This window comes from Neisseria sp. HMSC065C04 (assembly GCF_001815375.1).
Classification (GTDB): domain Bacteria; phylum Pseudomonadota; class Gammaproteobacteria; order Burkholderiales; family Neisseriaceae; genus Neisseria; species Neisseria flavescens_D.
Genome location: NZ_KV820396.1, coordinates 196,180 through 222,933 on the forward strand (window position 1 = coordinate 196,180; position 26,754 = coordinate 222,933).

A 26,754-nucleotide genomic window follows, 5' to 3' on the forward strand; every position below is an offset into this window, starting at 1 on the left:
AAAATAGTAATAATAACCCTTTTTCCAGCAAACCAAGCTGCCCGACAACCCCCACAAGAAAGCACGAAACATGGCGTTAATCGTACATAAATACGGCGGCACATCAGTAGGCTCGCCCGAACGCATCAAAAACGTAGCCAAACGTGTCGCCAAAGCCCGCGCCGAAGGACACGACATCGTAGTCGTCGTATCCGCCATGAGCGGCGAAACCAACCGACTGGTCGCACTGGCGCACGAAATGCAAGAGCATCCCGATCCGCGCGAACTCGACGTCGTTCTCGCTACCGGCGAACAAGTGACCATCGGCCTGCTGGCCATGGCCCTGAAAGACATTGGCGTTGACGCCAAAAGCTACACCGGCTGGCAGGTTGCCCTCAAAACCGACACTTCCCACACCAAAGCCCGCATCGAAAACATCGACGACGAAAGAATGCGTGCCGATTTGGCCGCCGGTAAAGTCGTTATCGTAGCCGGTTTCCAAGGCATCAGCAGCGAAGGCAATATCTCAACCCTCGGCCGTGGCGGTTCGGACACCTCCGCCGTTGCCATCGCTGCAGCCCTCAAAGCCGACGAATGCCAAATTTATACCGACGTGGACGGCGTTTACACCACCGACCCGCGCGTCGTACCCGAAGCACGCCGCATGGACACGATCACATTCGAAGAAATGATCGAATTGGCCAGCCTCGGCTCAAAAGTTTTACAAATCCGCTCCGTAGAATTCGCCGGAAAATACAAAGTGCGCCTGCGCGTACTTAGCAGCCTGCAAGATGGCGGCGACGGCACCCTGATTACCTTTGAAGAGGACGACAACATGGAAAGAGCAGCCGTAACCGGTATCGCATTTGACAAAAACCAAGCCCGCATCAACGTACGCGGCGTACCCGACAAACCCGGCGTTGCCTACCAAATCCTCGGCGCAGTTGCCGATGCCAACATCGAAGTCGACATGATCATCCAAAATGTCGGCAGCGAAGGCACAACCGACTTCTCCTTCACCGTTCCACGCGGCGACTACAAACAAACCATCGAACTCCTGCAACAACGCCAAGACAGCATCGGCGCCGCTTACATCGACGGCGACGACACCGTATGCAAAGTCTCCGCAGTCGGCTTGGGCATGCGTTCACACGTCGGCGTAGCCGCCAAAATCTTCCGCACCCTCGCAGAAGAAGGCATCAACATCCAAATGATTTCAACTTCCGAAATCAAAGTATCCGTCCTGATTGACGAAAAATACATGGAACTGGCTACCCGCGTTCTGCATAAAGCATTCGACTTAGGCAACTAATTCCAGCCAATCAAAAGGCCGTCTGAAACTTTATTGTTTCAGACGGCCTTTTTTATTAAAACCTTGCTGTTTCAATACTCAATCCTTCCCTTCTCTCGAAAAATGCTCAATCTCAAATCCGCTCTGACGATACGCTCGGAACCGGTCTCGGGCTTCGGCCAAATCTTCTAAGCTGTTGCCCACAATTTCAAGGATACGGTTTGGAATGGCCGGGGCTTGACTCCAGAAATCAGCAGACAGGTTCAAAACCGTGCAATCTTGCGAAATATTCGGCAATGAGTTTCCAAATGCAAGCAATACCGGCGTTTCAGACGGCATGGGGTCGGTAGGCAGCCAGACTTCATGCGGAATAAAGCTTTCGGGAATCTGCTGCCACAAATCAACGTCTAATTGCTGCACTGCCGCAACAGAATCCGACCACACCAAAATCTGCCCGCCATCGCGTATGGCGCGCGCAATCAGGCGGCAGGCAAAGGCGGCCGGCTGGGTGACGTGTGTATAAAAAGTGGCTTTAGGCATGGCGTATTCTTTCGTTTAGGCAATGGATTTGCCGTTTTCAGACGGCCTTTTTGGTTTTCAATAATCTCAAGGCATTGCCCAACACCAGCAGCGAGCTGAAACTCATGCCGAGCGCGGCGATCCACGGGGTCACGTAACCAAACACGGCCAATGGAACGGCAACCAGATTGTATGCGCTCGCCCAAGTCAGGTTTTGGCGGATGATTTGATGGGTGCGGCGTGCCTGTTCCATCATCACGGGCAAAACGTTCAAATCATCATTGAGCAAAACCACATCCGCACCGTCTCGCGCTACATCGGCACTCGTGGCCACGGCGGCCGATACGTCGGCTTGGGCAAGGACGGGGGCATCGTTGATACCGTCGCCGATCATCATGACTTTACGTCCTTGTTTTTGCAGATTTTCTACATAAGCCAGCTTGTCTTCAGGCGTGGCTTCGGCGCAATAAGCGTCCAAACCCAGCTCTTGCGCGACTTGGGCTACGGCAGCCTGACGGTCGCCACTTAAAAGGTGCAGACGGATGCCGTGTTGTTTCAGGTTTTGCAACATTTCAGCGGCGCTGTCTTTGATTTGGTCTTCCAGCAAAAAGGCCGTCTGAAAACCGCTTTGATTGCCCAAGAAAATAATGCCGCCTGTGTGGTCGACATGGGCAAAGACTTCGGGCAGATTACCGGCAATTTCCGAAACAAACGCCGCTTTGCCCAAAGTCCAAACTTGGGTTTCGCCATCAAATTCGATTTGCGCGCTGACACCGTGTCCGATACGGTTGACCCGTTGCTGCACTTTTACATCAAGCGCGGATACAGGGCCGTCTGAAAGCGTATGGTTCAAAATGGCACGGGCGATGGGGTGTTCGGATTGCTGTTCCAATGCTTGGGCGATAGCAAGGGCTTGGGCTTCGTTCAGACGGCCTACGGACAACATACGGCTGACGGAAAGCTGCCCTTTGGTCAGCGTCCCGGTTTTATCGAACACGATATCGTCAATTTGGGCAAGCGTTTCCAGGCTTTGTTTGCCACTGATAAGAATGCCGTCTTTGGCAAGCGCACCGGTAGAAGCGGCCAGCGCGGTCGGCGTGGCAAGCGACAAGGCGCACGGGCAGGTAATGACCAGCAGGGCAACGGTAATCCACAAGGCGGTGTGCGCATCGGCATACCACGCCCAGCCGATAAAAACGGGAATAGCAAGCAAGAGCTCGCTAAACACAAAACTGGACGCGTATTTTTCGGCCAACTCGGCGGCACGCGGTTTTTGCGCCAGCGCACGGTCGAGCAGTTTGACGATATGGGACAGGCGCGTGTTGCCGCCGGTATGGTCGGTGCGGATGATTAAAGGGCTGCTGGTGTTGAGCGTGCCGGCGGTTACTTTTTCAGACGGCCTTTTCACAATGGGCAGGCTTTCGCCGGTCAACATGGCTTCGTTAACTTCACTCTCGCCGGATAAAACCGTACCGTCCACCGGAATGACTTCTCCGGGTTTCACAACAATCGTATCGCCGATATTGAGGCGGACGACCGCGGCTTCCTCGATGGCTTCGCTTTCCGGATAAGCCGGCAAACGGTGGCAGAATGCCGGAATCAGTTTGACCAACCGCTCCGCCGCATCACCTGCTTTGCGTCGGGCAATATGTTCCATAAAACGCCCGCCCAACAGGAAAAACAGCAGCATGGCGATGGATTCAAAATACATGCCCTGCCCTGCGTTGGTGGCCAGGCTGTAAATGCCGGCGATAAAGGTCATCACAATGGCAATGGCAATCGGCGTATCCATGCCGACACGGCGGTTTTTCCAGTCGCGCCAGGCGCCGCGGTAAAACGGCAACGCGCTATAAAACACAACGGGCAACACCATTAAAAAGCCGCCCCAATGCAGGATTTCCAAATAAAGCGGCTCGATGTCTCCGCCGTAAAAATAAGTCGGCAGGGCAAACATCATCGTCTGCATCATACCCAGACCAGCCACGGCCAATCTGACGATAAACTGTTTGCGCTCCTTCTGCGCCTGCGCTTCGATTTTTTGCGCATCATAAGGCGCGGCGGTATAACCGGTTTGGCGGATTTTTAGCAGAATGTCCGACAATTCGATGTGGGCGCTATCCCACACCACACGGCAGCGGTGGGTGCTGTAATTCAAATCCACACGCACCACGCCCTTCATGCGCAACAACTGTTGTTCAATCAGCCACACACACGCGGCGCAGGTAATGCCGCCCAGCATCAAGACCGCCTCGCGCTCATCCCCTGCGCCGACCTCGACAAAATCAGCCTGCACTTCGAGCAAATCGTACAGCTTTAATTGCGACAACACTTCCGGCGGCGGCAATTCAGATTTTTCCGCGTCTGCGGTACGCTGTTTGTAATAATTACCCAAACCGGCATCAATAATACTCTGCGCCACCGCTTGGCAACCGGCGCAACAGGTTTCGTGTTCTTCGTCTTCAAAACGAACCGTCAAATGCAGATGATCCGGGACTTCAAGTCCGCAATGGAAGCAGTTTTTTTGGGGATGTGTGGAAGATGTCATAATGTATTCGATTTATTTTTCAGACGGCCTGAAACAACCGTCCCAGGGTGTTACATTTTAGCAAAAAGCGTTTTTCCGCCTCTTTTCATTCAATTTTGAATTAACAGGCTGTCGGACTTTGTAAAAAATATGGAAAACAAAGTATTGACCGTTTATCAAATGATGAACGGTAATATATAAATACCGTTTATCTTTAAAAACTTCCGATTATTTTAATGTAAAAATGGAACTTTTTTAAAAATCCTAATACATTTTTTATTGACCTCAATCCATTTGAGCAGCATACTTTAGGCATTCCGCGAAGACGGAAATAAAAAAACACACATTTACTTATAACACTAACTTATTGGGAAACCTCACCATGATTGATCGCCTTATGCCTATCTTCGCCGTTATCGGCATTTTGTCCAGCACCGTATACCTGAGCCTCGCCGCTTGGATGCTTTACGAAAGCGTGTTCAAAAAGAAAAGCCCTCTGTCGGCATAATCCTCGGATTTAAAATTTTACGGTAAGGCCGTCTGAATATTCAGACGGCCTTGTTTCATTCCATACTATCAATCACTTGGCTGTACGGCCAATTCAATCATCGCTTCGCGCAAACCGTCCAAGCCCAAACTTTCGGCGACGGAAACATTCACGCCGACGGCGTGTCCGGAGTTGTCGCGCAAAATGCCTGCTTCACGCATCCCCGACGGCAGCAAATCGATTTTGTTGTACACCACCAATTGCGGAATTTCATGCGCGCCGATTTCTTCCAAGACTTCGTTGACATCGTCCATCTGCCGTTCAAAATCGGGATTGGACGCATCAACGACGTGCAGTAATACATCCGCCATCGCCGTCTCTTCCAAAGTAGCGGAAAACGCCGACACCAGCTTGTGCGGCAAATCGCGGACGAAACCGACGGTATCGGTCAAAATCACGCTCGCCTCGTGCGACAGGAAAAGCCGGCGCGCAGTGGTATCCAAAGTAGCGAACAACTGGTCTTTCGCCAATACGTCTGCTTTGGTCAAGCGGTTGAACAGGCTGGATTTTCCAGCATTGGTATAGCCGACAATGGCAAAGGTTTTCAGACGGCCGCTCATGCGCGATTTGCGGCGCGTGGCGCGTTGTTTGCGGACATCGGCAAGCTGTTTTTTCAATGCCGTGATTTTTTGTCCGATTAAGCGGCGGTCGGTTTCCAGCTGGGTTTCGCCCGGCCCTTTCAAACCGATACCGCCCTTCTGACTTTGCAGGTGTCCATAACCGCGTACCAGCCGTCCGCTCAAATGGTTCAACTGAGCCAGCTCCACCTGTAACTTACCTTCCTGCGATTGGGCGCGTTTGGCAAAAATCGCCAAAATCAAACCCACTCTGTCGAGTACACGGCATTGAAGCTCTTTTTCCAGATTACGCTCTTGTGTCGGCGTGAGTTCGTGATTGAACACGACCAGCCCGACATCATGCTGCTTGACCACTGCCGCCAACTCTTCCGCCTTGCCCGTACCGACAAACAAAGCCGGATGCGGTTTATCGCGGCGTGAAGTTTCGATAGAAACCAAATCACCGCCGGCCGCGTTTACCAATTCTGCCGCTTCGGTCAAGGCCGTCTGAAAGCCGCGCTCGCGCGTTTCGTTTGCGCCGGAATAGTCCGCCGTCAGCATCACGCCGACCAAGAGGACGCGTTCGGGCTTTTCCAAAGATTTATCGACGGAAAACAGATTGCGCTTGCTCAAAAAATTTCCTTTCAGACGGCCTTATGGCCGGGGCAAAGTGCTGATTAACGGTTTTTCAAAATATCGGCGAAATATTCGGTTACTTCTGCCAAACGTCCGCCCTGCTCGGCATAAGGCTGCATGACGGCCACCAGTTGCTCCAACACTTCACGCGTTTCTGTTTGCGCGTGTTCGCGGTAGAGCCACATATTTTGCATGGTCACCGTGGTCAATTCCTCGCGTACATTAAGCAAGAGCAAGTGTCGGCAAGACTCATAGCCTTGACGCAAATCGCCGGCCGCATAAGCGGTAACCGACAATTCATAATCGATGTCCAACTGATAAACATTGCTTTGGACAAAAAGAATATCGTCTTTTGGGAACGGGATACGTTTCGCCATCAGGCCGATTGCATGGGAAATGCGGTATTTCCCTTCCTGACGCAGCATGGTTTGCGCAAGGTAGAGGCACTCGGCGCGGCGCGGGTTGTAATCGTAGCCTGCCAACCAAGTTGCCAAGGCTTCATCGCGTTTGCCCATTAATTTGTAGCACTCGCCCAGCTGTTGGTAAGAAACCGTCACTTCCTCTATCCAACCGCCCAACTCGATACGTTTTTTAAACCATTCACTCGCGCGCTCGGGCATATCGGAATCCCAATAAGAACGCGCCGCATAAAAGGCGTAACGTGGTTTCAGGTCTTCATCTTCAGGGCTGTAAAACGCTTTTTCCAAGGAAACGGCATCAAGCAGGTATTTGTTCGCCATATTGCTGCGTGCGCCGAAACGGCCGCTGAGAACCGTATAGTCGCCATGAAGCGTGGCTTCGCTGGTATCTTGTTTGTCGGTTTCGATAAACTCGTGCAACACGCCGCGCCAGTAGAATGTACCGTCATTGCGCAACAACAGCGGACGGTAATAAACCACGCTGCCCATGGCATTTCTCATGCGGAGGCGGTAACGGTCGGCTGTCAGCTCGGGCAATTCCAATTTGCCTTCAAAGCGGTCGTCCGCATCAAAAATCAACACATAATCGGTTTTGCCTTTTGCGTGTTTCAACGCCTGATTGCGGTTGTATGCAAAATTTTGCCAACCATCATGATGAATCTCGCCTGCGATGCCCTTTGCATCGAAAAAGCGGCGGATCACGTCGGCAGTATCATCTGTCGAGCCGGTGTCGCTAATGACATAGTAGTCAAGTTTGATGTGGTCTGTGATGTTGGCCAGTGTTTCTTCGATGATTGCCGCTTCGTTTTTGACAATCATATTCAAGCAGATGGTTTGGGACATTTTCAATAGCCGCATTGGTTTGGAAAGGTATTATTTTACTTTAGCATTTTGTTTTTTGCACACAAAATACTCAGGCCGTCTGAAGATTGCCTTTCAGACGGCCTGAAGTTTATTTTGCCTTATCTTTTTTCCTGACGACGTATCAGATACACCGCCAACAGTGCAAACAAAACCGTCGGCAATGCGCCCGCCAAAAATGGCGGCACGCCGTACAACTGGCTGGTAAAGCCGAAGAGCCGTCCGGCAAAGTGGAACAGCAAACCAAGGCAGATACCGCCGAAAAGTTTCAAGCCCATATTGCCGTGGCGCGTCGTTTGCGGGGTAAAGGCGAAGGCAACAAGCGCCATCACCCATGCGGCTACGGGATACACCAGCTTGCGCCACCATGCGATGGCATAGACCTGGGTATTTTGGTTGTTTTTTTCCAGATGGTCGATGTAGGTAGTCAATTCGCCGACAGACATTTGGTCGGGCTTGACGAGCAATACATCCATCAGGTTGCGTTTGACGGAAATCGGCCAGTTTTCTTCGGCAGCAGTGGCAACCTCGACTTTATCTTCGCCCAATATGCTGCGGCGGATATTTTTCAGCTGCCAGCTGCCATCAGGATTCAAAACGGCCGATTCTGCTTCTGCCGCTTGGATCAGTTCGTTTTTATCGTTGCGCTGCCAAATTTTGATGCCCAAAAGCGTATGGTCGGGCAACATTTCGCGCACGTTGATAATGCTGTTTTTTTCTTTCAACCAAAGGCCGGTATTGCCGGTGCTGATTTTGCCGTTAATGGCCGCAGCTTTGATGTTTTCGGCTTTTTGGCTCAGAGTGGGAGCAACCCATTCGCCAAGTGCGACGGTGGCAATGGCGAAAATCAAACCGAACTGCGACAGAATCAACAGCAGCTTTTTGGTGCTCATGCCGCTGGCTTTGATAACGGTCAGCTCGCTGCCGGAGGCCAGTTGACTGAGAGAAATCAGGCCGCCGATCAAAACGGCAAGCGGCATCAGTTCATATGCGCGCGCAGGCATCTGCATTAAAACATACTGCCCCAATTTTGCGCCGTTATAGCTGCCTTTTCCAAGATCGCCAACTTCGTTGATGATTTCAAAAAAGCTGTACAAAGCGAGGAAGGCAAGGAGGGCGTAAACTGCCATAACCGCCATTTGACGGATGATGTAACGTGAAATCAGGTTCATTTTCCGCCTTTCAATGTCAGACTTTTGGCAACCGCCTGCCAGAAGGGTTGGCTAGGCATACTGCGCACGCGCAGCAGGACGACGGCAATCACAAACATGATGATGTGCATAGGCAGCAGTCCGAGCCAAAAATGGATTTTACCGTCTTCCACAGCATTGCGCAGGAAGGTCAGCCCGTTTTGGTAAACCAAAAATAAACCGATAGCAATCAGGATATTGTAAGTATGGCCGCTGCGCGGATTGAAATAGGAAAGCGGCACGGCAAGCAGACACAGCAACAAAACGCTGACGGTCAAGGAAATACGCCACATCAATTCCGCCTGGTGTTGGGGATTGCTGCTGCCAATCAGTTGGGCGGTCGGGATGGTACGGCGGTGTGAAACAGGGTCGATGAGTTTGGGCGTAGTGCTGATAATCAGGCTGAGGTGTTGGAAAGAAACGCGGTTGTAATCGGCTTTGCCGGGCGTACCGCTGTAACGGTAGCCGTCGCGCAATTCAAGCGTGCGTTTGTTGTCGGTCAGCGAAAAATTGCCCTCTTTGGCAAAAACGATGTTGTCGTTGCCGTTTTTATCCTGCTCGCGCAGGAACAGGTTTTTCATGATGCCGGATTCAGTATCGAAGGTTTCGACAAAATAAACCCTGCCGTTGCGCTTACCCAAGCTATTGAACTCGCCGGCTTCCACCAAAGACAACTCCTGCTTCTGCTTCAAAATTTCGGCATATTCACGACTGCGTAACTCTGCCCACGGCATTACCCAAAGCTGCATGACGGCAATCAAAATGGCAAACGGCACGGCAAACTGCATGACCGGGCGTATCCATTGTTTCAATGCCAATCCGCAGGAAAGCCAGACCGACATTTCGCTGTCGCGCCAGTAGCGGGTCAATACGGTCAACGTACTGATAAATGCGGTCAACACCAGCAAAAGCGGGGTCATGCCGATTACCCAAAAGCCGACTAAAGCCAACACGGCATCGATGGCGACACGCCCGTCGGCTGCGCGGCCAAGCAGGTTGATGGCCTGCGTGGACACCAATACCGCCAAGAGGACGACAAAGATGCCGACGGCGGTAAAGGAAAGTTCTTTAATAAAGTTTCTTTGGTAAATCATAAGATTGAGCGTGGTATATGGTTTATGGGAAACCTATATTTATTAATAAGGCTTCAGACGGCATGACACAAATGGAGTACAATGATTTTCATCTGTTCGGACGGTTGGTCAACAGGCCGTCTGAACAACCGACAACCGTTCCAATCAGGAGAATAAACGTGAAATTTAGCACAAAAGCCGAAACTTTGCAGGCTCAACAGGCAGGTGCGCAATTATTTGTCTGCGCCGAAGCATCACAACTGAGCAACCCAACTGCCCTCGCCCTCTTCACTTCCCTTGAAGAAGGTCAAAATTTCGCCGACACCAAAATCCCGACGGACAACAGTTTGCAAGCCATTGCCGTCGCCCGCCTCGAAAAAACCGACCGCGCCGCGCTGAACAAAGCCGCAGCCGAAGCCGCCAAATGGGCGCAAAATCAAGAAACGGTCAATGTGGACGTTCACGCCTTTGAAGAAGCGCAAGCAGCAGCCGTTGCCGAAGCGTTTGCGATTGCGTTCGGCAATGCCGCCTACCGTTTCGACCGCTACAAAAAAGAAGCCAAACCGGCCAAATTTGCAGAAGCCGTGTTCCACAGCGCACACGAAGCCGCCGTCAAAGAAGCCCTGCGCGTTGCCGAAGCGCAGGTTTACGGACAAAGCCTCTGCCGCGACTTGGGCAATGCCGCACCCAACGAATGCACGCCTGAATTCCTCGCGCGTACCGCGAAAGCCGAAGCCGAAAAATTGGGCGCACACGCTAAAATCATTGAAAAAGACTACATTAAAGAAAACATGGGTTCGTTCTGGTCTGTCGCCAAAGGCAGCGTCGAAGACCCATATTTGGTCGAACTGAGCTATTTCGGTGCGGCCGACAAAGAAGCCGCCCCCGTCGTCTTGGTCGGCAAAGGCATTACCTTCGACACAGGCGGCATTTCCCTCAAACCCGGCCTGAACATGGACGAAATGAAGTTCGACATGTGCGGCGCGGCAACCGTCATCAGTACCTTCTGCGCCGCCGTCAAACTGCAACTGCCGATCAACCTGATTGCCGTCGTCGCCACCTGCGAAAACATGCCTTCCGGCGCGGCCAACAAACCGGGGGACGTCGTGAAAAGCATGAAAGGCTTGACCATCGAAGTATTGAACACCGATGCCGAAGGCCGTCTGATTTTATGCGACGCACTCACTTACGCCGAACAATTCAAACCCAAAGCCGTTATCGACGTCGCCACCCTGACCGGCGCGTGCATCATCGCTTTGGGTCATGACGTCAGCGGCGTGATGGGCAACAATCAAGATTTGGTCGACAGCCTGCTGACCGCTTCCCGCAACGTGGACGACAAAGCATGGCAACTGCCGCTCTTTGAAACCTACAAAGACCAACTCAAATCCAACTTTGCCGACATTCCAAACATCGGTACGCCGGGTGCAGGCACGATTACCGCCGCAACATTCCTGTCTTACTTCACCGAAGACTATCCATGGGCACACCTCGACATCGCAGGTACCGCATGGAAATCCGGCGGTGAAAAAGGCGCGACCGGCCGCCCTGTTCCTTTATTGTTGAACTATCTGCGCAATGTGAAATAAAACTTGGGGGAAGCCTGCAGGGTTACACATTTCAACCCCGCAGGCCGTCTGAAAACGGAATCCGCATTATCTGACTCAACCTGACAAACGGAGAACCACCATGAAACCACTATTTGCCGCATTATCTGTCGCCCTTCTGCTCGGCACATCCATAAGCGCCCAAGCTGCCGAACAAACCACCCCCACCGACCGCAGCATCCAAGTGTACAAAAAAGCCGACTTAGCAGAATGGAACCGCGAAAACGCAGCCGGAGGCCAAGGCCCATTGCTCGGCAACTTTGCCTTCACGCGCCATCAAACCGCCGACCAAGACGCATTCAAAGAAATCGGCTGGCTCACATTACCGCCGGGTGCTTCCATCGGTCAGCACAAACATACCGGCAATGAAGACGTTTACATCATCGTATCCGGCAAAGGCCTGTTTACCGACAGCGAAGGCAAACAAACCGAAGTCGGTGCCGGCGACATTACCATCGCCCGCCCTGGACAGTCCCACGCACTCAAAAATATCGACAAAAAACCGTTGGTATTCCTTGATCTGATTGCAGAGACCACTGGCGCTAAAGCCGCCGAAACCAAGTAATGCTTTCAATGAAAGCAAACAATCTGCCATGACTTTCTGCCTTACCCAAACCAGGCTGCAGAGAGATTGTTCCGTTTTCATTTAAACCTACATACAAGCTAAAGGCCGTCTGAAAACCACGCTTCGTTTTCAGACGGCCTTTTTTCTCAAAAATCTTATCATATAAATGACGCAATGTTATATAATAACAGCCTTTCGAAATATGATGAGAAACTAAAATGACACAAACCACACTCAAACCCATTGTTTTATCTATTCTTTTAATCAGCACCCCCATCCTCTCCCAAGCGCATGAAACCGAGCAGTCGGTTGACTTGGAAGAGGTTACCGTCGTCGGCAAAAGCCGTCCGCGCGCCACTTCGGGGCTGTTGCACACTTCGACCGCCTCCGACAAAATCATCTCCGGCGATACCTTGCGCCAAAAAGCCGTCAACTTGGGCGATGCTTTAGACGGCGTACCGGGCATTCATGCCTCGCAATACGGCGGCGGCGCATCCGCTCCCGTTATTCGCGGTCAAACAGGCAGACGAATTAAAGTGTTGAACCATCACGGCGAAACGGGCGACATGGCGGATTTCTCGCCCGACCATGCCCTGATGGTGGACAGCGCCTTGTCGCAACAGGTCGAAATCCTGCGCGGCCCGGTTACGCTTTTGTACAGCTCGGGCAATGTGGCCGGTTTGGTCGATGTTGCCGATGGCAAAATCCCCGAAAAAATGCCTGAAAACGGCGTATCGGGCGAAGCCGGATTGCGTTTGAGTAGCGGCAATTTGGAAAAACTGACATCTGCAGGCATCAATATCGGTTTGGGCAACAACTTCGTGCTGCATACCGAAGGCTTGTACCGCAAATCGGGCGATTACGCCGTACCGCGCTATCAAAAAGAAGAAGGCCGTCTGAAACGACTACCCGACAGCCATGCCGATTCAAAAACCGGCAGCATCGGCCTGTCTTGGGTTGGGGATAAAGGTTTCCTCGGCGTGGCGTACAGCGACCGTCGCGACCGCTACGGCCTGCCTGCCCACAGCCATCTCTACGACGACTGCCACGCCGACATCATCTGGCAAAAGAGCTTGATTAACAAACGCTATTTGCAGCTTTATCCGCACCTATTGACCGAAGAAGACGTCGATTACGACAATCCGGGCTTGAGCTGCGGCTTTCACGACGACGATGATGCACACGCCCATGCCCACAACGGCAAACCTTGGATAGACCTGCGCAACAAACGCTACGAACTCCGCGCCGAATGGAAGCAGCCTCTCCCCGGTTTTGAAGCCCTGCGCGTACATCTGAACCGCAATGACTACCACCACGACGAAAAAGCAGGCGATGCAGTAGAAAACTTCTTCAACAACAAAACACACAACGCCCGTATCGAGTTGCGCCACCAACCCATAGGCCGTCTGAAAGGCAGCTGGGGCGTGCAATATTTGGGACAAAAATCCAGCGCGCTTTCTGCCATTCCCGAAACCGTCCAACAACCGATGTTGATTGACAACAATGTCCGCCATTACAGCTTTTTCGGTGTAGAACAGGCAAACTGGGACAACTTCACGCTTGAGGGCGGCGTACGCGTGGAAAAACAAAAAGCCTCCATCCAGTACGACAAAGCATTGATTGATCGGGAAAACTACTACAACCAACCCCTACCCGACCTCGGCGCACACCGCCAAACTGCCCGCTCGTTCGCACTTTCGGGCAACTGGTATTTCACGCCACACCACAAACTCAGCCTGACCGCCTCCCATCAGGAACGCCTGCCGTCAACGCAAGAACTGTACGCACACGGCAAGCACGTCGCCACCAACACCTTTGAAGTCGGCAACAAACACCTCAACAAAGAGCGTTCCAACAATATCGAACTCGCGCTAGGCTACGAAGGCGACCGCTGGCAATACAATCTGGCACTCTACCGCAACCGCTTCGGCAACTACATTTACGCCCAAACCTTAAACGACGGACGCGGCCCCAAATCCATCGAAGACGACAGCGAAATGAAGCTCGTGCGCTACAACCAATCCGGCGCAGACTTCTACGGCGCGGAAGGCGAAATCTTCTTCAAACCCACGCCGCGCTACCGCATCGGACTGTCCGGCGACTACGTCAGAGGTCGTCTGAAAAACCTTCCGTCGTTACCCGGCAGGGAAGACGCCTACGGCAACCGTCCTTTCATCGCGCAGGACGACCAAAACGCCCCTCGCGTTCCGGCTGCGCGCCTCGGCTTCCACCTGAAAGCCTCGCTGACCGACCGTATCGATGCCAATTTGGACTACTACCGCGTGTTCGCCCAAAACAAACTCGCCCGCTACGAAACGCGCACGCCCGGACACCATATGCTCAACCTCGGTGCAAACTACCGCCGCAATACGCGCTATGGCGAGTGGAATTGGTACGTCAAAGCCGACAACCTGCTCAACCAATCCGTTTACGCCCACAGCAGCTTCCTCTCTGATACGCCGCAAATGGGCCGCAGCTTTACCGGCGGCGTGAACGTGAAGTTTTAAAATCGGACAGGCAAACAAAAAAGGTTTTCAGACGGCTGTCTGAAAACCTTTTTCTTGTTTTAGCCAATCATTTAAAACTGACTATTAATCTTTCAATACATCTTGCACAGCCGCTTGAATCTTAGCCGCCGCTGCTTCGATTTGCTGCTGTTCGGTAGATTGGCTTGCCACTGTTTCAGCTGGAGCAGCTTGTGAAACTGGCGCGGCTTGTGGAGCTGCGGCTTTAGGCTCAGATTCAGTTTGCGGCACAGTCAGCGGCAAACGCGCCAATACAGTGCTGACGCCGGTAACTTTATCGCCAATCGCCACTTGCGCCTGCGCATCGACAGGCAGATACATATCCACGCGCGAGCCAAAGCGGATAAAGCCATAGCGTTCGCCACGGGACAGTTTCGCACCTGCTTGGGTGTAGCACAAAATACGGCGCGCCACCAAACCGGCCACTTGAACAAAAGTAATTTCACGACCAGAAGCCGTAGTTGCCAAAACCGCATTACGTTCATTTTCCGTGCTGGCTTTGTCCAAATCCGCATTCACGAATTTGCCTTTGTTATAGACCACTTTCGTTACCGTACAATCGACAGGCGATTTTTGCGAATGCACGTTGAACACGTTCATAAAAATACTAATTTTCAAAGCATCGACATCACGATACGGATCGCGTGCGCGCTCAACCACCACGATACGACCATCAACCGGACTCAACACCGCTTCAGGATTTTGCGGAATCTCACGCGCAGGGTCGCGGAAAAACTGCAGGGCAAATACGGTAAACACCCAAAACGGCAAAGACCACCAACCGCAACACATCGACACCAGCAGGCTCAAAGCCAAACCGCTGCCGATAATCGGCCAGCCCTCACGGGCGATAATCGGGTGGGGATACAAACGGTTCATCACTTATCCTTCATTTAATAATTTCAAAATTGCCGCCATTATATCTGAAACTCCAAACATTGAGGCCGTCTGAAATGTTCAGAAGGCCGGTGTCTTTTGTAAAAAATACTCAATATAGATAAAGTTTCAGTTTCGGCAACACAATGACGCAGCGTCCTCAACAAGCGGCTCACACGAGCCAACAACTCGCTGCAAATATCATTTAGACCAAACCACTGCCCTAGATTATCTCGACAAACCCAGTATGACCGCCAATACCAGCCAAATCCAATGCCGACGGCGCGATGTAGAAAACAAAGCACGTTGAGACAGCAAACGCGTTTGACTCAACTGATACGCCACATCTGCGAGCTTAATCAACTGATTGCCCTGTCGTATTTTTCTTTCTTCCTCTTTACGCAGTTTCAAATTTTCCGCTTCAATCCGCAGCCGCACCAGCTTAGCTTCTAAAAGAAGCAGCTCGCGCGCTTCTTCATACTCCTGTTGCTTCATCGTCCGCATCCTTATCTATCTCACCGCGCAAATACGCAATATCCGATCGAATATCCTGCAAGGTTTCAGCCACACGACTGCCCTGCTTCCGATAATCTGCCGATACTTTGCGGAACAATACGGCAATAATCAGCAGGCTTACGAAGAAAATGCCAAAAAATACCCACAACGCCGCCACATCCGACAGCACACGGTTCAAGCCAAATAGCAAACCGACCAAGCCCACCATCAACAGTGCGCCGGACAACACCAGCCATATCGCCAAACGAAACACATTCTCCGCCTGACGCGTCAAATCCAAGCTCAATACCTGCAAACGCAGCAGCAGCAAATCCGCGCCCTGATTCAACAAAGCCTTGCCATGTTCAAAACGCTGGCGAATTCCCATCTCGATTATCCTTTTTCCCAGGAAAAATAAGGCTAAGGCCGTCTGCACGGCGCAATGAAATCCATGATTTCATGTACACGCCTGTTCAGACGGCCTTAACATATTCACATTAACGACGGTTCAACAACACACCGACAACCAAACCGGCCAATGCGGCAAAACCCATTGCATAATATGGTTTTTCATGCACCACTTCATCAGCTTGTTTGGCACCTCGTTTCAAGCGTGCACCAGCATCAGCTTCAAATTCAGCAAAACGCTCTTTGCCTTCTTTCAAACGCTCCTGAGCCGCTTCTTCAAACTGCTCGTATTTTTCACGCGCACGCTCGGCATGATGGCGCAAACGTTCGCCGGCCTCTTCTTCAAAACGGCTCAAGCGCTCTTTGGCCACGGCCAATTTTTCTTCCAATTTGGCTCGAGCTTTGCTGCCCTCTTCCGAACCGGCTTCAACACCATTGCGGTACAACTCTTCCACATCATCCATTACTTCTCGGATGTCTTTCAGTAAAGCCTCGCGACGTGCTTCAAAATCGTGTTTTTTCATGCTTCTCTCCTTGATATAGGTTGATATGGTTACAGACTGTTTATCTGTTAATAAATTATAACCGTTTATTCCAAAATAAACGTTAATTTAAATAAAATTAAGTGCTTATTATGAAAACAACCCAATAAAATTTAAAAAAGGCCGTCTGAAAACTTCAGACGGCCTTTTCCATTCAGCTTAAAGACTTAATCTTATGCCAAACCTTTTGCTTTCAACACTTCCAGCATGGTAGTGCCCAACTCGGCAGGGCTGCGGGTGTAAGCGATACCGGCTTTTTCGAAAGCGGCGAATTTTTCTTCAGCAGTACCTTTACCGCCGGAAATAATCGCACCGGCGTGGCCCATACGTTTGCCTTTAGGAGCGGTAACACCAGCAATGTAACCGACAACAGGTTTGGTTACGTTGGATTGGATGTATTCGGCTGCTTCTTCTTCCGCAGTACCGCCGATTTCACCGATCATGATGATGGCGTCGGTATCTGGGTCTTCTTGGAAGAGTTTCAGTGCGTCGATTTGGTTCATACCAGGAATCGGGTCGCCGCCGATACCGATACAGGTTGATTGACCCAAGCCCAGTTTGGTGGTTTGTGCCACGGCTTCGTAAGTCAATGTACCGGAACGGGAAATAATACCGATGCGGCCCGGAGTGTGGATGTGGCCCGGCATAATACCGATTTTGCACTCACCCGGAGTAATCACGCCCGGGCAGTTAGGGCCGACCAAGCGGGTACCGTTGCCGTTGGTTTCCAAGTAACGTTTGGCTTTGAGCATGTCCAAAGTAGGCACGCCTTCGGTAATCACAACGACCAAGCCTACGCCTGAATCAACGGCTTCAACGATAGAGTCCAAAACAAACGGAGCTGGGACGTAAATTACAGATGCGTCCGCGCCGGTTTCTTTAACGGCTTCTTTCATGGTGTTGAACACGGGCAGGTTCAGGTGGGTTTGACCGCCTTTGCCTGGGGTAACGCCGCCGACAACCTTAGTGCCGTAAGCCAGAGCTTGTTCGGAGTGGAAAGTACCGTTTTTACCGGTGAAACCTTGAACCAATACTTTGGTGTCTTTATTAATCAATACGCTCATTCTTTTCTCCTTAGGCGTTTACGGCTGCAACAATTTTTTCGGCTGCGTCATTCAGGCCGTCTGCAGAAGTCAGTTTCAGACCTGATTCGTTCAGGATTTTCGCGCCGAGTTCGGCGTTGTTACCTTCCAAACGAACAACGACAGGAACGTTGACGTTGATTTCTTTAACGGCTGCCACGATGGCTTCCGCAATCATGTCACAACGTACGATACCGCCGAAGATGTTGATCAATACGCCTTTAACGGATTTGTCTTCCAGAATCAGTTTGAACGCTTCAACCACGCGGTCTTTGGTTGCGCCGCCGCCGACGTCCAAGAAGTTGGCAGGCTGGCCGCCTTTCAGTTTGATGATGTCCATAGTGGCCATCGCCAAACCGGCACCGTTAACCATACAGCCGATGTTGCCTTCCAGAGCAACATAGTTCAGATCGAATTCAGAAGCTTTCAGCTCACGTTCGTTTTCTTGAGATTTGTCGCGCAATTCAGCGATTTTTGGCAGGCGGTAGAGCGCGTTGCTGTCGATACCGATTTTGCCATCTACGCAAGCCAGCGCGCCGTTTTCGCGAACTGCCAATGGGTTTACTTCAAACAGGGCGAAGTCGTTTTCGATAAACGCTTTGTACGCGCCGGTCATCAGTTTGACGAACTCGTTGATTTGTTTGTCTTTCAAGCCCAGTTGGAAGGCAACTTCGCGAGCTTGGCAAGGTTGCAGGCCGACCAGCGGATCAACGGTTACTTTGAAGATTTTTTCAGGAGTTTCGGCAGCAACTTTTTCGATTTCCACGCCACCTTCGGTAGAAGCCATGAATGTAACGCGGCGGGTAGAACGGTCAACCACTGCGCCCAAGTACAGCTCGGTTTGAACCGGATACATGTCTTCGCAAACCAAAACGCTGTTGACAGGTTGGCCGTTGGCATCGGTTTGGTAAGTTACCAAGTTGGTGCCAATCAGGCTTTCAGCCACTTCTTTAGCTTCTTCGCGGCTTTTAACGACTTTTACGCCGCCCGCTTTACCGCGGCCGCCGGCGTGTACTTGTGCTTTGACAACAGCGAATTTGCCGCCCAATTTGTCGTAAGCTGCAGCGGCTTCTTCGCCGTTGTGTGCCAAAATACCGCCTTGTACGGGCAAACCGTAGCTAGCCAGCAGTTCTTTAGCCTGATACTCGTGTAAATTCATGGATTTCTCCTTAAGGTGAGTGGGTTTTAGGAATCGCCCTGCGGCCAATCCCATATTTTCAGACAGCCCTACTATTTACTGAAGGGCAACCACATCCGCGCCAGCAGATACATGGTTGCGCCGCCTCCCCCGAGAATAAAAAAGACGATGCCTTTTTTACGCGAATTCGGGCAGAGCAGATAAACGGCAAGGCTGAAACTGATAAACAACAATGCCACGCGCCAAACCAATTCTTTATCTTTGAAACGGTTGAGCGTATAAGTTTCGGTCATCATCACATACATCTGCCACAATGCGGCCATACACATGCTGATGATGCCCATCGGTATAAAGAAAATACCGACTATTTCTTTGTTCATAATGAATGTAAATGCTGTTTGTTTGTCTGACGGAATTATAAATCAGAAAACGAAGCTCTCGAAACATTCAATTTGTCGGAGGCCTTAAGGCCGTCTGAAAAGTTTCAGACGGCCTTAATGTCTATCAACCGTGCAAAGCGCGTTTGTCGGCCGCCAATGCAGCTTCGTGAACCACTTCGGACAAGGTTGGGTGGGCATGGATAATGCGGGCGATGTCTTCGCTGCTGGCGAAGAATTCGAGCGCAGTCACGCCTTCGGTAACCAATTCGCTGACAACCGGGCCAATCATGTGTACGCCCAAGATACGGTCGGTTTTGGCATCTGCCAACACTTTAACCGTACCTTTGGCTTTGCCCATTGCCAATGCGCGACCGTTTGCACCGAAACCTGAAGTACCTTTTTTGTACTCCACGCCTTCGGCTTTGAGCTGCTCTTCGGTTTTGCCCACCCAAGCGATTTCAGGATCGGTGTAAATAACAAACGGTACGTTGTTGAAGTCGATATGCGGTTTTTGACCGGCAATGCGCTCTGCAACGGCAACGCCTTCGTCACTGGCTTTGTGTGCCAACATTGGGCCGCGAACCACGTCGCCGATTGCCCATACGTTAGGCAGGTTGGTACGGCATTCGCCATCTACTTTGATAAAGCCGCGTTCATCTTTTTCCAAGCCTACGGCTTCGGCGTTCAGGCCTTTTGTGTTTGGAATACGACCGATAGCAACGATCAGTTTGTCGAATACTTCGGTTTTGGCTTCGCCGGCAGCAGTTTCGTAAGCAACGGAAACGCCTTTGCCTTCAGATTTGATGTCGCCGATTTTCACGTCCAATTCGATGCTCAGACCTTGCTCTTTGGTGAAGTATTTGAAGGCTTCTTTGGCGATTTGTTGGTCGGCGGCAGCCAGGAAGGTCGGCGCGGCTTCAAGAATGGTAACTTCTGCACCCACGCGGTTCCATACGGAACCCATTTCCAAACCAATCACACCGGAACCGATTACACCGAGTTTGGCAGGCACTTCGGTCAGGTTCAATGCGCCTTCGTTGTCCAATACGTTCACATTGTCGATAGCGACTTGTGGCAGCGGACGCGGTACGGAACCGGTGGCTACGATGACGTGTTTGGCTTCGATAACGGTTTTCTCGCCTTTGTTATCGACTTCGATTTGGTAAGCATCGCCATTTTTACCGGCAAAGGAAGCAGTACCGAACAGGCTGGTTACTTTGTTTTTTTGGAACAGGAATTTCACGCCGCCGGTCAGTTTGGTTACGATGGCATCTTTGCGCTCAATCATTTTGGCCGCGTCGAATTTTACGTCGCCGACAGTGATACCGTGTTCGGCAAACTCGTGTTGCGCAGCGTGGAAATGTTCGCTGGATTGCAACAGGGCTTTAGAAGGGATACAACCTACGTTCAAGCAAGTACCGCCCAATGCAGGGGCATTGCCTGCTTTGTTAACGCCTGCGTCGACGCAAGCGGTTTTGAAACCCAGTTGCGCGGCACGGATGGCGGCAACGTATCCGCCCGGGCCAGCACCAATCACTACTACATCATATTGAGACATCGTGTCATCCTTTGCTTTTGCAGTATCTCAAAATAAAAACGATACTTTTTGTTTCTTTTTTATTTTGAATGACTGCGTTTTGATGGTTTTAAGAAAAGGCCGTCTGAAAGTCCATATCTGTCGATTCATTCGAATCAAATGTTTCAGACGGCCTCAATCGTTCGTTGAGCCTATTGTAGCACGATACTACATTACGCTACATCTAAATAAAAATTCAGACGGCCTTTTCATTAACAAATAAAAGGCCGTCTGAAACGATTACAGATCCAACAACAGGCGAGCTGGGTCTTCCAACGCATCTTTAATGGCTACCAAGGTCAATACAGCTTCGCGGCCGTCGATGATACGGTGGTCGTAAGATAGAGCCAGATACATCATTGGACGGACAACAACTTGGCCGTTTTCAACCACAGCGCGCTCTTTAGTGGCGTGCATACCCAAAATCGCAGATTGAGGCGGGTTGATAATCGGGGGAGACATCATAGAACCGAAAGTACCGCCGTTGGTAATACTGAATGTACCGCCGGTCAGATCTTCGATAGCGATTTTGCCGTCTTTGGCTTTTTTCGCGTAATCAACAATTGCTTGTTCGATGTCGGCAATGCTCATTTGATCAGCATCGCGCAGGATTGGCACAACCAAACCGCGTGGGCTGCCAATCGCGATACCGATGTCGAAGTAGCCGTGGTATACGATGTCTTTGCCGTCAACAGAAGCATTCACAACCGGGTATTTTTTCAGGGCGGCAACAGCGGCTTTAACGAAGAAAGACATAAAGCCCAATTTCACGCCGTGTTCTTTCTCGAATTTTTCTTTGTACTTCGCACGCAAGTCCATGATTGGTTTCATGTTGACTTCGTTGAATGTAGTCAGAATGGCGTTTTCTTGCTGAGAAGCCAAGAGGCGTTCTGCAACACGGGCACGCAGGCGGCTCATTGGTACGCGTTCTTCAGGACGTGCGCCGGCAGGAAGTGCAACAGCAGGAGCAGCAGCTGCGGCAGGTTTGGCAGCGGCATTTTGTACGTCTTCTTTCAATACGCGACCGTCACGGCCGGAACCTTGCAATGCGTTCACGTCAACACCGGTCTCGGCAGCCAGTTTGGCGGCAGCAGGCATAGCGGCATTATTTTGTGCAGCAGCAGGAGCGGCAGCTGGGGCAGCTTCTGCAGGAGCGGCGACTGGGGCTTCAGCAGCGGCAGTAGCAGCTGTATCGATGCGCGCCAAAACTTGGTCGGCAACAACGGTTTCACCGTCTTGAGCTACGATTTCAACCAATACGCCGGCTTGTGGAGAAGGTACTTCCAAAACCACTTTGTCAGTTTCGATATCGATCAGGATTTCGTCACGGGCAACTGCTTCGCCAACTTTTTTCTTCCATTCCAAGAGCGTGCCTTCAGATACGCTTTCAGACAGCATAGGTACTTTTACATCAATAATCATTTTGTGTCTCCAATGGCCCTTTCAGACGGCCTGTTGTGTGTTTTTAATTCTGCATATGGGCATTCCGCCTGAGCAGACTCAGACGGAATGCTACTTGGTTTACAATGCCAAAGCGTCTTCAACCAATTGTTTCAATTGAGCAATGTGTTTGCTTGAGTAGCCCACCGCAGGCGATGCGCTGCTTGGACGACCGGCATAAGACAGTTTTTGCTCTTCGCTGATAACGTCTTCGATGCGGTGGCGGATTTGGTAGAACGCGCCTTGGTTTTTCGGCTCTTCTTGTGCCCAAACCACAGATTTTGCGTTCGGATATTTCGCCAGTTCAGCTTTAACCTCGTCGTATGGGAACGGATACAGCTGCTCAACGCGGACGATAGCGACATCATCTTCCAGTTTACGCTCGGTACGGCCAGCTTCCAAGTCATAGTAAACCTGACCGGCACACAATACTACGCGTTTCACGCTGTCGTTGCTTGCGCGTTCGGCTGTATCGCCGATAACCGGACGGAAAGTCGAACCTTCAGTGAAGTTTTCCAGCGGGCTCATTGCACCTTTGAAGCGCAACAGGCGTTTGGACATGAAAATCACCAGCGGCTTGCGGTATGAACCCAAGACTTGACGTTGCAAGAGGTGGAACATTTGCGACGCTTCAGACGGCATGATGACTTGCATATTGTTCTCAGAACACAGTTGCAACCAACGTTCTACGCGTGCAGAAGAGTGCTCAGGGCCTTGACCGTCGTAACCGTGCGGCAGAATGGTGGTCAGACCGCACAAGCGCCCCCACTTGGTTTCACCTGAAGACAGGAATTGGTCAATAGTCACTTGCGCGCCGTTGGCGAAGTCACCGAATTGAGCTTCCCAAATGGTCAGCTTGTCAGGAGCGGAGCAGGCAAAGCCGTACTCGAACGCCATCACGGCTTCTTCGTTCAAGATAGAGTCGATAACCAGGAACTCTCCCAAGCCTTCGCCCATGTTGCGCAGAGGAACATAAGTACCGTCGTCCCATTTTTCGCGTTTTTGATCGTGCAGAACGGCATGACGGTGTGAGAATGTACCGCGGCCGGAGTCCTCACCGGAGATACGCACGCCATGACCTTTAGTCAGCAGGCTTGCGTATGCGAGGGTTTCGGCCATACCCCAGTCGATGGCTTGTTTGCCGGATGCCATGGCTTTACGCGCTTCAATCACACGTTTTGCAGTCGGATGCAGGGCAAAGCCTTCTGGTACGGCTGTGAATTTCTCAGTAAGACGCTCAATATCTGCAGCAGGCAAACCAGTTTCAATGTGTTCGCGCCAATCTTTACCTTGGTATTTGCTCCAGTCGATTTGTGTGCGTTGGAAGTTGCTCAAAGTTGTTTGTTCAACATGTTCGCCTTTGTCCAAAGCATCACGGTAGGCTTGGATGTAACCGTCAGCCTCAGCTTGAGTTACCACGCCTTCGGCAATCAGTTGCTCGGTGTACAAAGCACGCGCACCTGGGTGTTGCGATACTTTTTTGTACATCATCGGTTGGGTCAAGGTCGGATCATCGCCCTCGTTGTGGCCCCATTTACGGTAGCAGACAACGTCGACCACGATGTCTTTATGGAATTTTTTGCGGTAATCCAAAGCGGCTTGAATGGCAAAGCAAACGCGTTCAGGGTCATCGCCGTTCACGTGGATAACCGGAGCGGAAACCATTTTCGCGATATCGGTACAGTATACGGTAGAACGGGTATCGCGGGTATCGGAAGTGGTAAAGCCGATTTGGTTGTTGATCACGATGTGAACAGTACCGCCGGTGGTATAGCCGCGTGTTTTAGACAGGTTGAATGTTGCTTGGTTAACACCCAAACCGATAAATGCGGAGTCACCGTGAATCAATACTGGCAAAACTTTATCGCGGCCGTTTTCGCCCAAACGTTTTTGTTTGGCGCGCGCAGAACCTTCCACTACTGGGTTAACAATTTCCAAGTGTGACGGGTTAAATGCCAAAGAAACGTGCATTGGGCCGTGCGGAGTGGCGATGTCGGAGCTGAAGCCCATGTGGTATTTCACGTCGCCGCTAGGCAATTTGATTTCGGCTCGGCCTTCGAATTCGGCAAACAGATCAGCCGGTTTTTTGCCCAAAATGTTAACCAAAACATTCAGACGGCCACGGTGTGCCATACCGATGATGACTTCTTCCACACCATCTTTACCGGCGTTTTGAATCAGGTAGTTCAAACCGGCAATCGCGCTTTCGCCGCCTTCTACACCAAAGCGTTTTTGACCGACATATTTGGTATGCAGGTAACGTTCCAGAGTTTCGGCAGCAGTCATTTCTTTCAAGATACGGCGTTTTTGTTCAACGTTGTAGCTTGGTGTAGACAGTACGCTTTCAAAATAATTGCGAACCCAGCGACGCTCTTCGGTATTTGGAATGTAGATGTACTCTACCGCGATATGACCGCAGTAGGTTTGTTTGAGGTTGCTGATGATTTGGGACAGAGGCAGTTTGCTCTGACCGGAAAAATCGCCCTCGCCCATATTGAACTGAAGCGCCATATCGGCATCTGACAGACCGTGGAATTTAGGATCGAGAGCTTCGATATTTTGAGGAGGAATACGTTTGAGCGGATCAAGTTGGGCTGCACCCACGCCTTGGATACGATAGGCAGAAATCAGTCGCAAAACGCTGACTTGCTTTTTCATCATCGCCTCATCCACACCGCCTGCGACGGCTGCGGCAATTTTCTTTTTAGCCAAAGTGGCAAATGATTCACGAATCGGTGTATGGGCAACATCGACAGCGACTGCGCCCGGCTGTTTACTCAAATCGGTAAAGTACTGTTTCCATTTTTCATCGACAGATTCCGGATTATCCAGAAACTTTTCATACAACTCCTCGATGTATGGCGCATTAGAACCAAACAGATAAGAGAAATTGAGTTTTTCGTCCATCATGGCGTGAGCTCTTTTCTTTAAAATATAAACAAAGGGTAGAATCCCGTGTTCTCCGAACGGAATTCAGGCCGTCTGAAATGACACTTTATTCTACCCTATTTCAAATCAAATTACCTGCTATCAACTTAATTAATTACGACCAACCTCATTGAAAACGGCAATTCGATTTTTTCAAACGACTTTTCAACAATATATTAATGTATTGTCTATTAGCGTTTATCTACCGGAACGTAATCGCGACGTTCTGCACCGGTATACAGTTGACGTGGGCGACCGATTTTCAGTGCCGGATCGCTAATCATTTCATGCCAATGAGAAATCCAACCTACACTGCGCGACAATGCGAAGATAACGGTAAACATTTCAGTTGGAATGCCCAATGCGGACAAGACGATACCGGAGTAGAAATCGACGTTTGGATACAGCTTGCGCTCAACAAAGAATGGATCTTTCAGTGCAATTTGTTCCAATTCCATCGCCAGCTTGAATTTAGGACTGTCTTCCAAGCCCAATTCTTTCAAGACTTCATAACAGGTTTCGCGCATGATGTTGGCTCGTGGGTCCATATTGCGGTATACGCGGTGACCGAAGCCCATCAGACGGTATTTGCGTTGTTTCACACCTTCCATGTATGCAGCAACATTAGACACATCGCCGATTTCGTCCAGCATCTTCAACACAGCTTCATTTGCACCGCCGTGTGAAGCACCCCACAGACAGGCGATACCGGCAGCGATACAGGCAAATGGATTCGCACCAGAAGAGCCGGCCAAACGTACAGTCGAAGTAGAGGCGTTTTGCTCGTGGTCGGCATGCAAAATAAAGATGCGGTCGAGCGCGCGGGCCAATACTGGATTAGGTTTGTATTCTTCACACGGTGTGGCAAACATCATGTGCAAGAAGTTTTCAGCATAGGAAAGGTTATTTTTTGGATAATTGAACGGCAAACCGTTGGAATAACGGTAACACATTGCCGCAATGGTCGGAATTTTGGAGATTAAGCGGTAAATCGCAATTTTGCGGTGTTCAGGATTAGCAATATCCAAGCTGTCTTGGTAGAAAGCAGACAAAGCGCCAACCACGCCAACCATCATCGCCATCGGATGCGCATCGCGACGGAAACCGCGGAAGAACCAAGTCAGCTGTTCATGCAGCATAGTATGGCGACTGACTGTAGCATCAAATTCTTTTTTCTGTTCGGGCGTAGGCAGCTCGCCGTAGATCAACAGGTAGCAAACTTCCAAGTAATCAGATTTTTCGGCCAGCTGCTCGATAGGATAACCACGGTAATACAACAGACCTTCATCGCCATCAATATAAGTGATTTTGGATTCGCAACTTGCGGTTGACACGAATCCGGGGTCGAAGGAAAACAGACCTGTATTTTTAGTCAAAGTACGAATATCAACCACATCATGGCCGATACTTGCTTCCAATACTGGCAGTTCCAAGGTCTCTTGATTTGGGGTGGTGAGCTTGACTGATTTAGACATTCTTAAACTCCTTTGTAAGTTGGGGCTTTCGTTGCCGCTCAAGCGGCACGGTCCTTTTTTTCAGACGGTCTCAGTATGGAAAGAGCTTGTTCGGATTGGCATCGCAAACAAGCTCTATAAC

The 26,754-nt window shown here is 50.8% G+C and carries 22 protein-coding genes; 5 read left to right on the forward strand and 17 right to left on the reverse strand.

Translation table 11 applies throughout. The features are described 5' to 3' along the window. The first annotated feature begins 70 nt into the window (after positions 1-70). Entirely contained in the window at positions 71-1,291 is a 1,221-nt protein-coding gene (locus tag HMPREF3022_RS03350; protein WP_070765131.1) for an aspartate kinase, read from the forward strand. Positions 1,292-1,369: 78 nt separating this feature from the next. Here the strand turns inward: HMPREF3022_RS03350 and HMPREF3022_RS03355 are convergent, their stop codons facing one another. Both HMPREF3022_RS03355 and HMPREF3022_RS03360 read right to left on the reverse strand, forming a co-directional pair. Continuing rightward, positions 1,370-1,810 carry a DNA polymerase III subunit chi gene (locus HMPREF3022_RS03355; protein ID WP_070765132.1) on the reverse strand — a complete coding sequence of 147 codons (441 nt, stop codon included), beginning with the start codon at positions 1,808-1,810 and terminating at the stop codon, positions 1,370-1,372. A gap of 37 nt (positions 1,811-1,847) precedes the next feature. Then, the gene (locus HMPREF3022_RS03360) at positions 1,848-4,334 is read right to left on the reverse strand and encodes a heavy metal translocating P-type ATPase (RefSeq protein WP_070765133.1); all 2,487 of its coding nucleotides are present in this window, start codon (positions 4,332-4,334) and stop codon (positions 1,848-1,850) included. Between the two features lie 361 nt (positions 4,335-4,695). On the opposite strand from HMPREF3022_RS03360, the gene HMPREF3022_RS11860 reads away from it, so the two are divergent. Then, on the forward strand, positions 4,696-4,821 hold the full coding sequence (locus tag HMPREF3022_RS11860) for a hypothetical protein (RefSeq protein ID WP_003678791.1): 126 nt from the start codon (positions 4,696-4,698) through the stop codon (positions 4,819-4,821). Between the two features lie 68 nt (positions 4,822-4,889). On the opposite strand, the gene hflX is transcribed toward HMPREF3022_RS11860, so the two are convergent. The 4 genes from hflX to lptF form a co-directional block, all read right to left on the reverse strand. Further along, the gene (hflX, locus tag HMPREF3022_RS03365) at positions 4,890-6,050 is read right to left on the reverse strand and encodes a GTPase HflX (RefSeq protein ID WP_070632119.1); all 1,161 of its coding nucleotides are present in this window, start codon (positions 6,048-6,050) and stop codon (positions 4,890-4,892) included. Between the two features lie 44 nt (positions 6,051-6,094). Beyond that, positions 6,095-7,315 carry a glycosyltransferase gene (locus HMPREF3022_RS03370; RefSeq protein WP_283119037.1) on the reverse strand — a complete coding sequence of 407 codons (1,221 nt, stop codon included), beginning with the start codon at positions 7,313-7,315 and terminating at the stop codon, positions 6,095-6,097. A 119-nt stretch (positions 7,316-7,434) separates the two neighbouring features. Next, entirely contained in the window at positions 7,435-8,505 is a 1,071-nt protein-coding gene (gene lptG, locus HMPREF3022_RS03375) for an LPS export ABC transporter permease LptG (protein ID WP_049330965.1), read from the reverse strand. Continuing rightward, positions 8,502-9,617 (reverse strand): LPS export ABC transporter permease LptF, encoded by a 1,116-nt coding sequence (gene lptF / locus HMPREF3022_RS03380; RefSeq protein ID WP_004519285.1) that lies wholly within the window; start codon positions 9,615-9,617, stop codon positions 8,502-8,504. Before lptF ends, lptG begins: the two co-directional genes overlap by 4 nt. 158 nt (positions 9,618-9,775) lie before the next feature. Between lptF and HMPREF3022_RS03385 the strand changes: the two genes are divergently transcribed. The 3 genes from HMPREF3022_RS03385 (at position 9,776) to znuD (ending at position 14,275) form a co-directional block, all read left to right on the forward strand. Beyond that, positions 9,776-11,185 carry a leucyl aminopeptidase gene (locus HMPREF3022_RS03385; RefSeq protein ID WP_070765134.1) on the forward strand — a complete coding sequence of 470 codons (1,410 nt, stop codon included), beginning with the start codon at positions 9,776-9,778 and terminating at the stop codon, positions 11,183-11,185. A 100-nt stretch (positions 11,186-11,285) separates the two neighbouring features. After that, a complete protein-coding gene (locus HMPREF3022_RS03390; protein WP_070695332.1) occupies positions 11,286-11,768 on the forward strand; it encodes a cupin domain-containing protein in 483 nt (160 codons plus the stop codon). Between the two features lie 218 nt (positions 11,769-11,986). After that, positions 11,987-14,275 (forward strand): TonB-dependent zinc receptor ZnuD, encoded by a 2,289-nt coding sequence (gene znuD / locus HMPREF3022_RS03395; RefSeq protein WP_070765135.1) that lies wholly within the window; start codon positions 11,987-11,989, stop codon positions 14,273-14,275. Between the two features lie 84 nt (positions 14,276-14,359). Here znuD and HMPREF3022_RS03400 read toward each other — a convergent pair whose 3' ends face one another. The 11 genes from HMPREF3022_RS03400 to gltA all read right to left on the reverse strand — a co-directional run bounded on the left by HMPREF3022_RS03400 (position 14,360) and on the right by gltA (position 26,633). Continuing rightward, entirely contained in the window at positions 14,360-15,172 is an 813-nt protein-coding gene (locus tag HMPREF3022_RS03400; protein ID WP_070765136.1) for a phosphatidylserine decarboxylase, read from the reverse strand. Between the two features lie 225 nt (positions 15,173-15,397). Continuing rightward, positions 15,398-15,664 (reverse strand): hypothetical protein, encoded by a 267-nt coding sequence (locus tag HMPREF3022_RS03405; protein WP_070765137.1) that lies wholly within the window; start codon positions 15,662-15,664, stop codon positions 15,398-15,400. Further along, positions 15,645-16,052: a phage holin family protein gene (locus HMPREF3022_RS03410; protein WP_070765138.1), complete on the reverse strand. Its 408-nt coding sequence runs from the start codon at positions 16,050-16,052 to the stop codon at positions 15,645-15,647. Before HMPREF3022_RS03410 ends, HMPREF3022_RS03405 begins: the two co-directional genes overlap by 20 nt. A gap of 109 nt (positions 16,053-16,161) precedes the next feature. Further along, on the reverse strand, positions 16,162-16,596 hold the full coding sequence (locus HMPREF3022_RS03415) for an ElaB/YgaM/YqjD family protein (protein WP_036491523.1): 435 nt from the start codon (positions 16,594-16,596) through the stop codon (positions 16,162-16,164). Positions 16,597-16,787: 191 nt separating this feature from the next. After that, positions 16,788-17,678: a succinate--CoA ligase subunit alpha gene (gene sucD / locus HMPREF3022_RS03420; RefSeq protein ID WP_002221113.1), complete on the reverse strand. Its 891-nt coding sequence runs from the start codon at positions 17,676-17,678 to the stop codon at positions 16,788-16,790. 10 nt (positions 17,679-17,688) lie between these two features. After that, the gene (sucC, locus tag HMPREF3022_RS03425; protein ID WP_004519273.1) at positions 17,689-18,909 is read right to left on the reverse strand and encodes an ADP-forming succinate--CoA ligase subunit beta; all 1,221 of its coding nucleotides are present in this window, start codon (positions 18,907-18,909) and stop codon (positions 17,689-17,691) included. Between the two features lie 17 nt (positions 18,910-18,926). Next, positions 18,927-19,214, reverse strand: coding sequence for a hypothetical protein (locus HMPREF3022_RS03430; protein WP_004519272.1), 288 nt, complete (start codon positions 19,212-19,214; stop codon positions 18,927-18,929). A gap of 124 nt (positions 19,215-19,338) precedes the next feature. After that, on the reverse strand, positions 19,339-20,772 hold the full coding sequence (gene lpdA / locus HMPREF3022_RS03435) for a dihydrolipoyl dehydrogenase (RefSeq protein WP_049330955.1): 1,434 nt from the start codon (positions 20,770-20,772) through the stop codon (positions 19,339-19,341). Positions 20,773-21,030: 258 nt separating this feature from the next. Further along, complete coding sequence (gene odhB, locus HMPREF3022_RS03440; protein ID WP_070765139.1) at positions 21,031-22,212, reverse strand: 2-oxoglutarate dehydrogenase complex dihydrolipoyllysine-residue succinyltransferase; 1,182 nt, start codon at positions 22,210-22,212, stop codon at positions 21,031-21,033. 99 nt (positions 22,213-22,311) lie between these two features. After that, positions 22,312-25,140, reverse strand: a complete 2,829-nt coding sequence (locus HMPREF3022_RS03445) for a 2-oxoglutarate dehydrogenase E1 component (RefSeq protein ID WP_070765140.1) — start codon at positions 25,138-25,140, stop codon at positions 22,312-22,314. Between the two features lie 209 nt (positions 25,141-25,349). Continuing rightward, positions 25,350-26,633: a citrate synthase gene (gene gltA, locus HMPREF3022_RS03450; protein WP_003686103.1), complete on the reverse strand. Its 1,284-nt coding sequence runs from the start codon at positions 26,631-26,633 to the stop codon at positions 25,350-25,352. Positions 26,634-26,754: the final 121 nt, after the last annotated feature.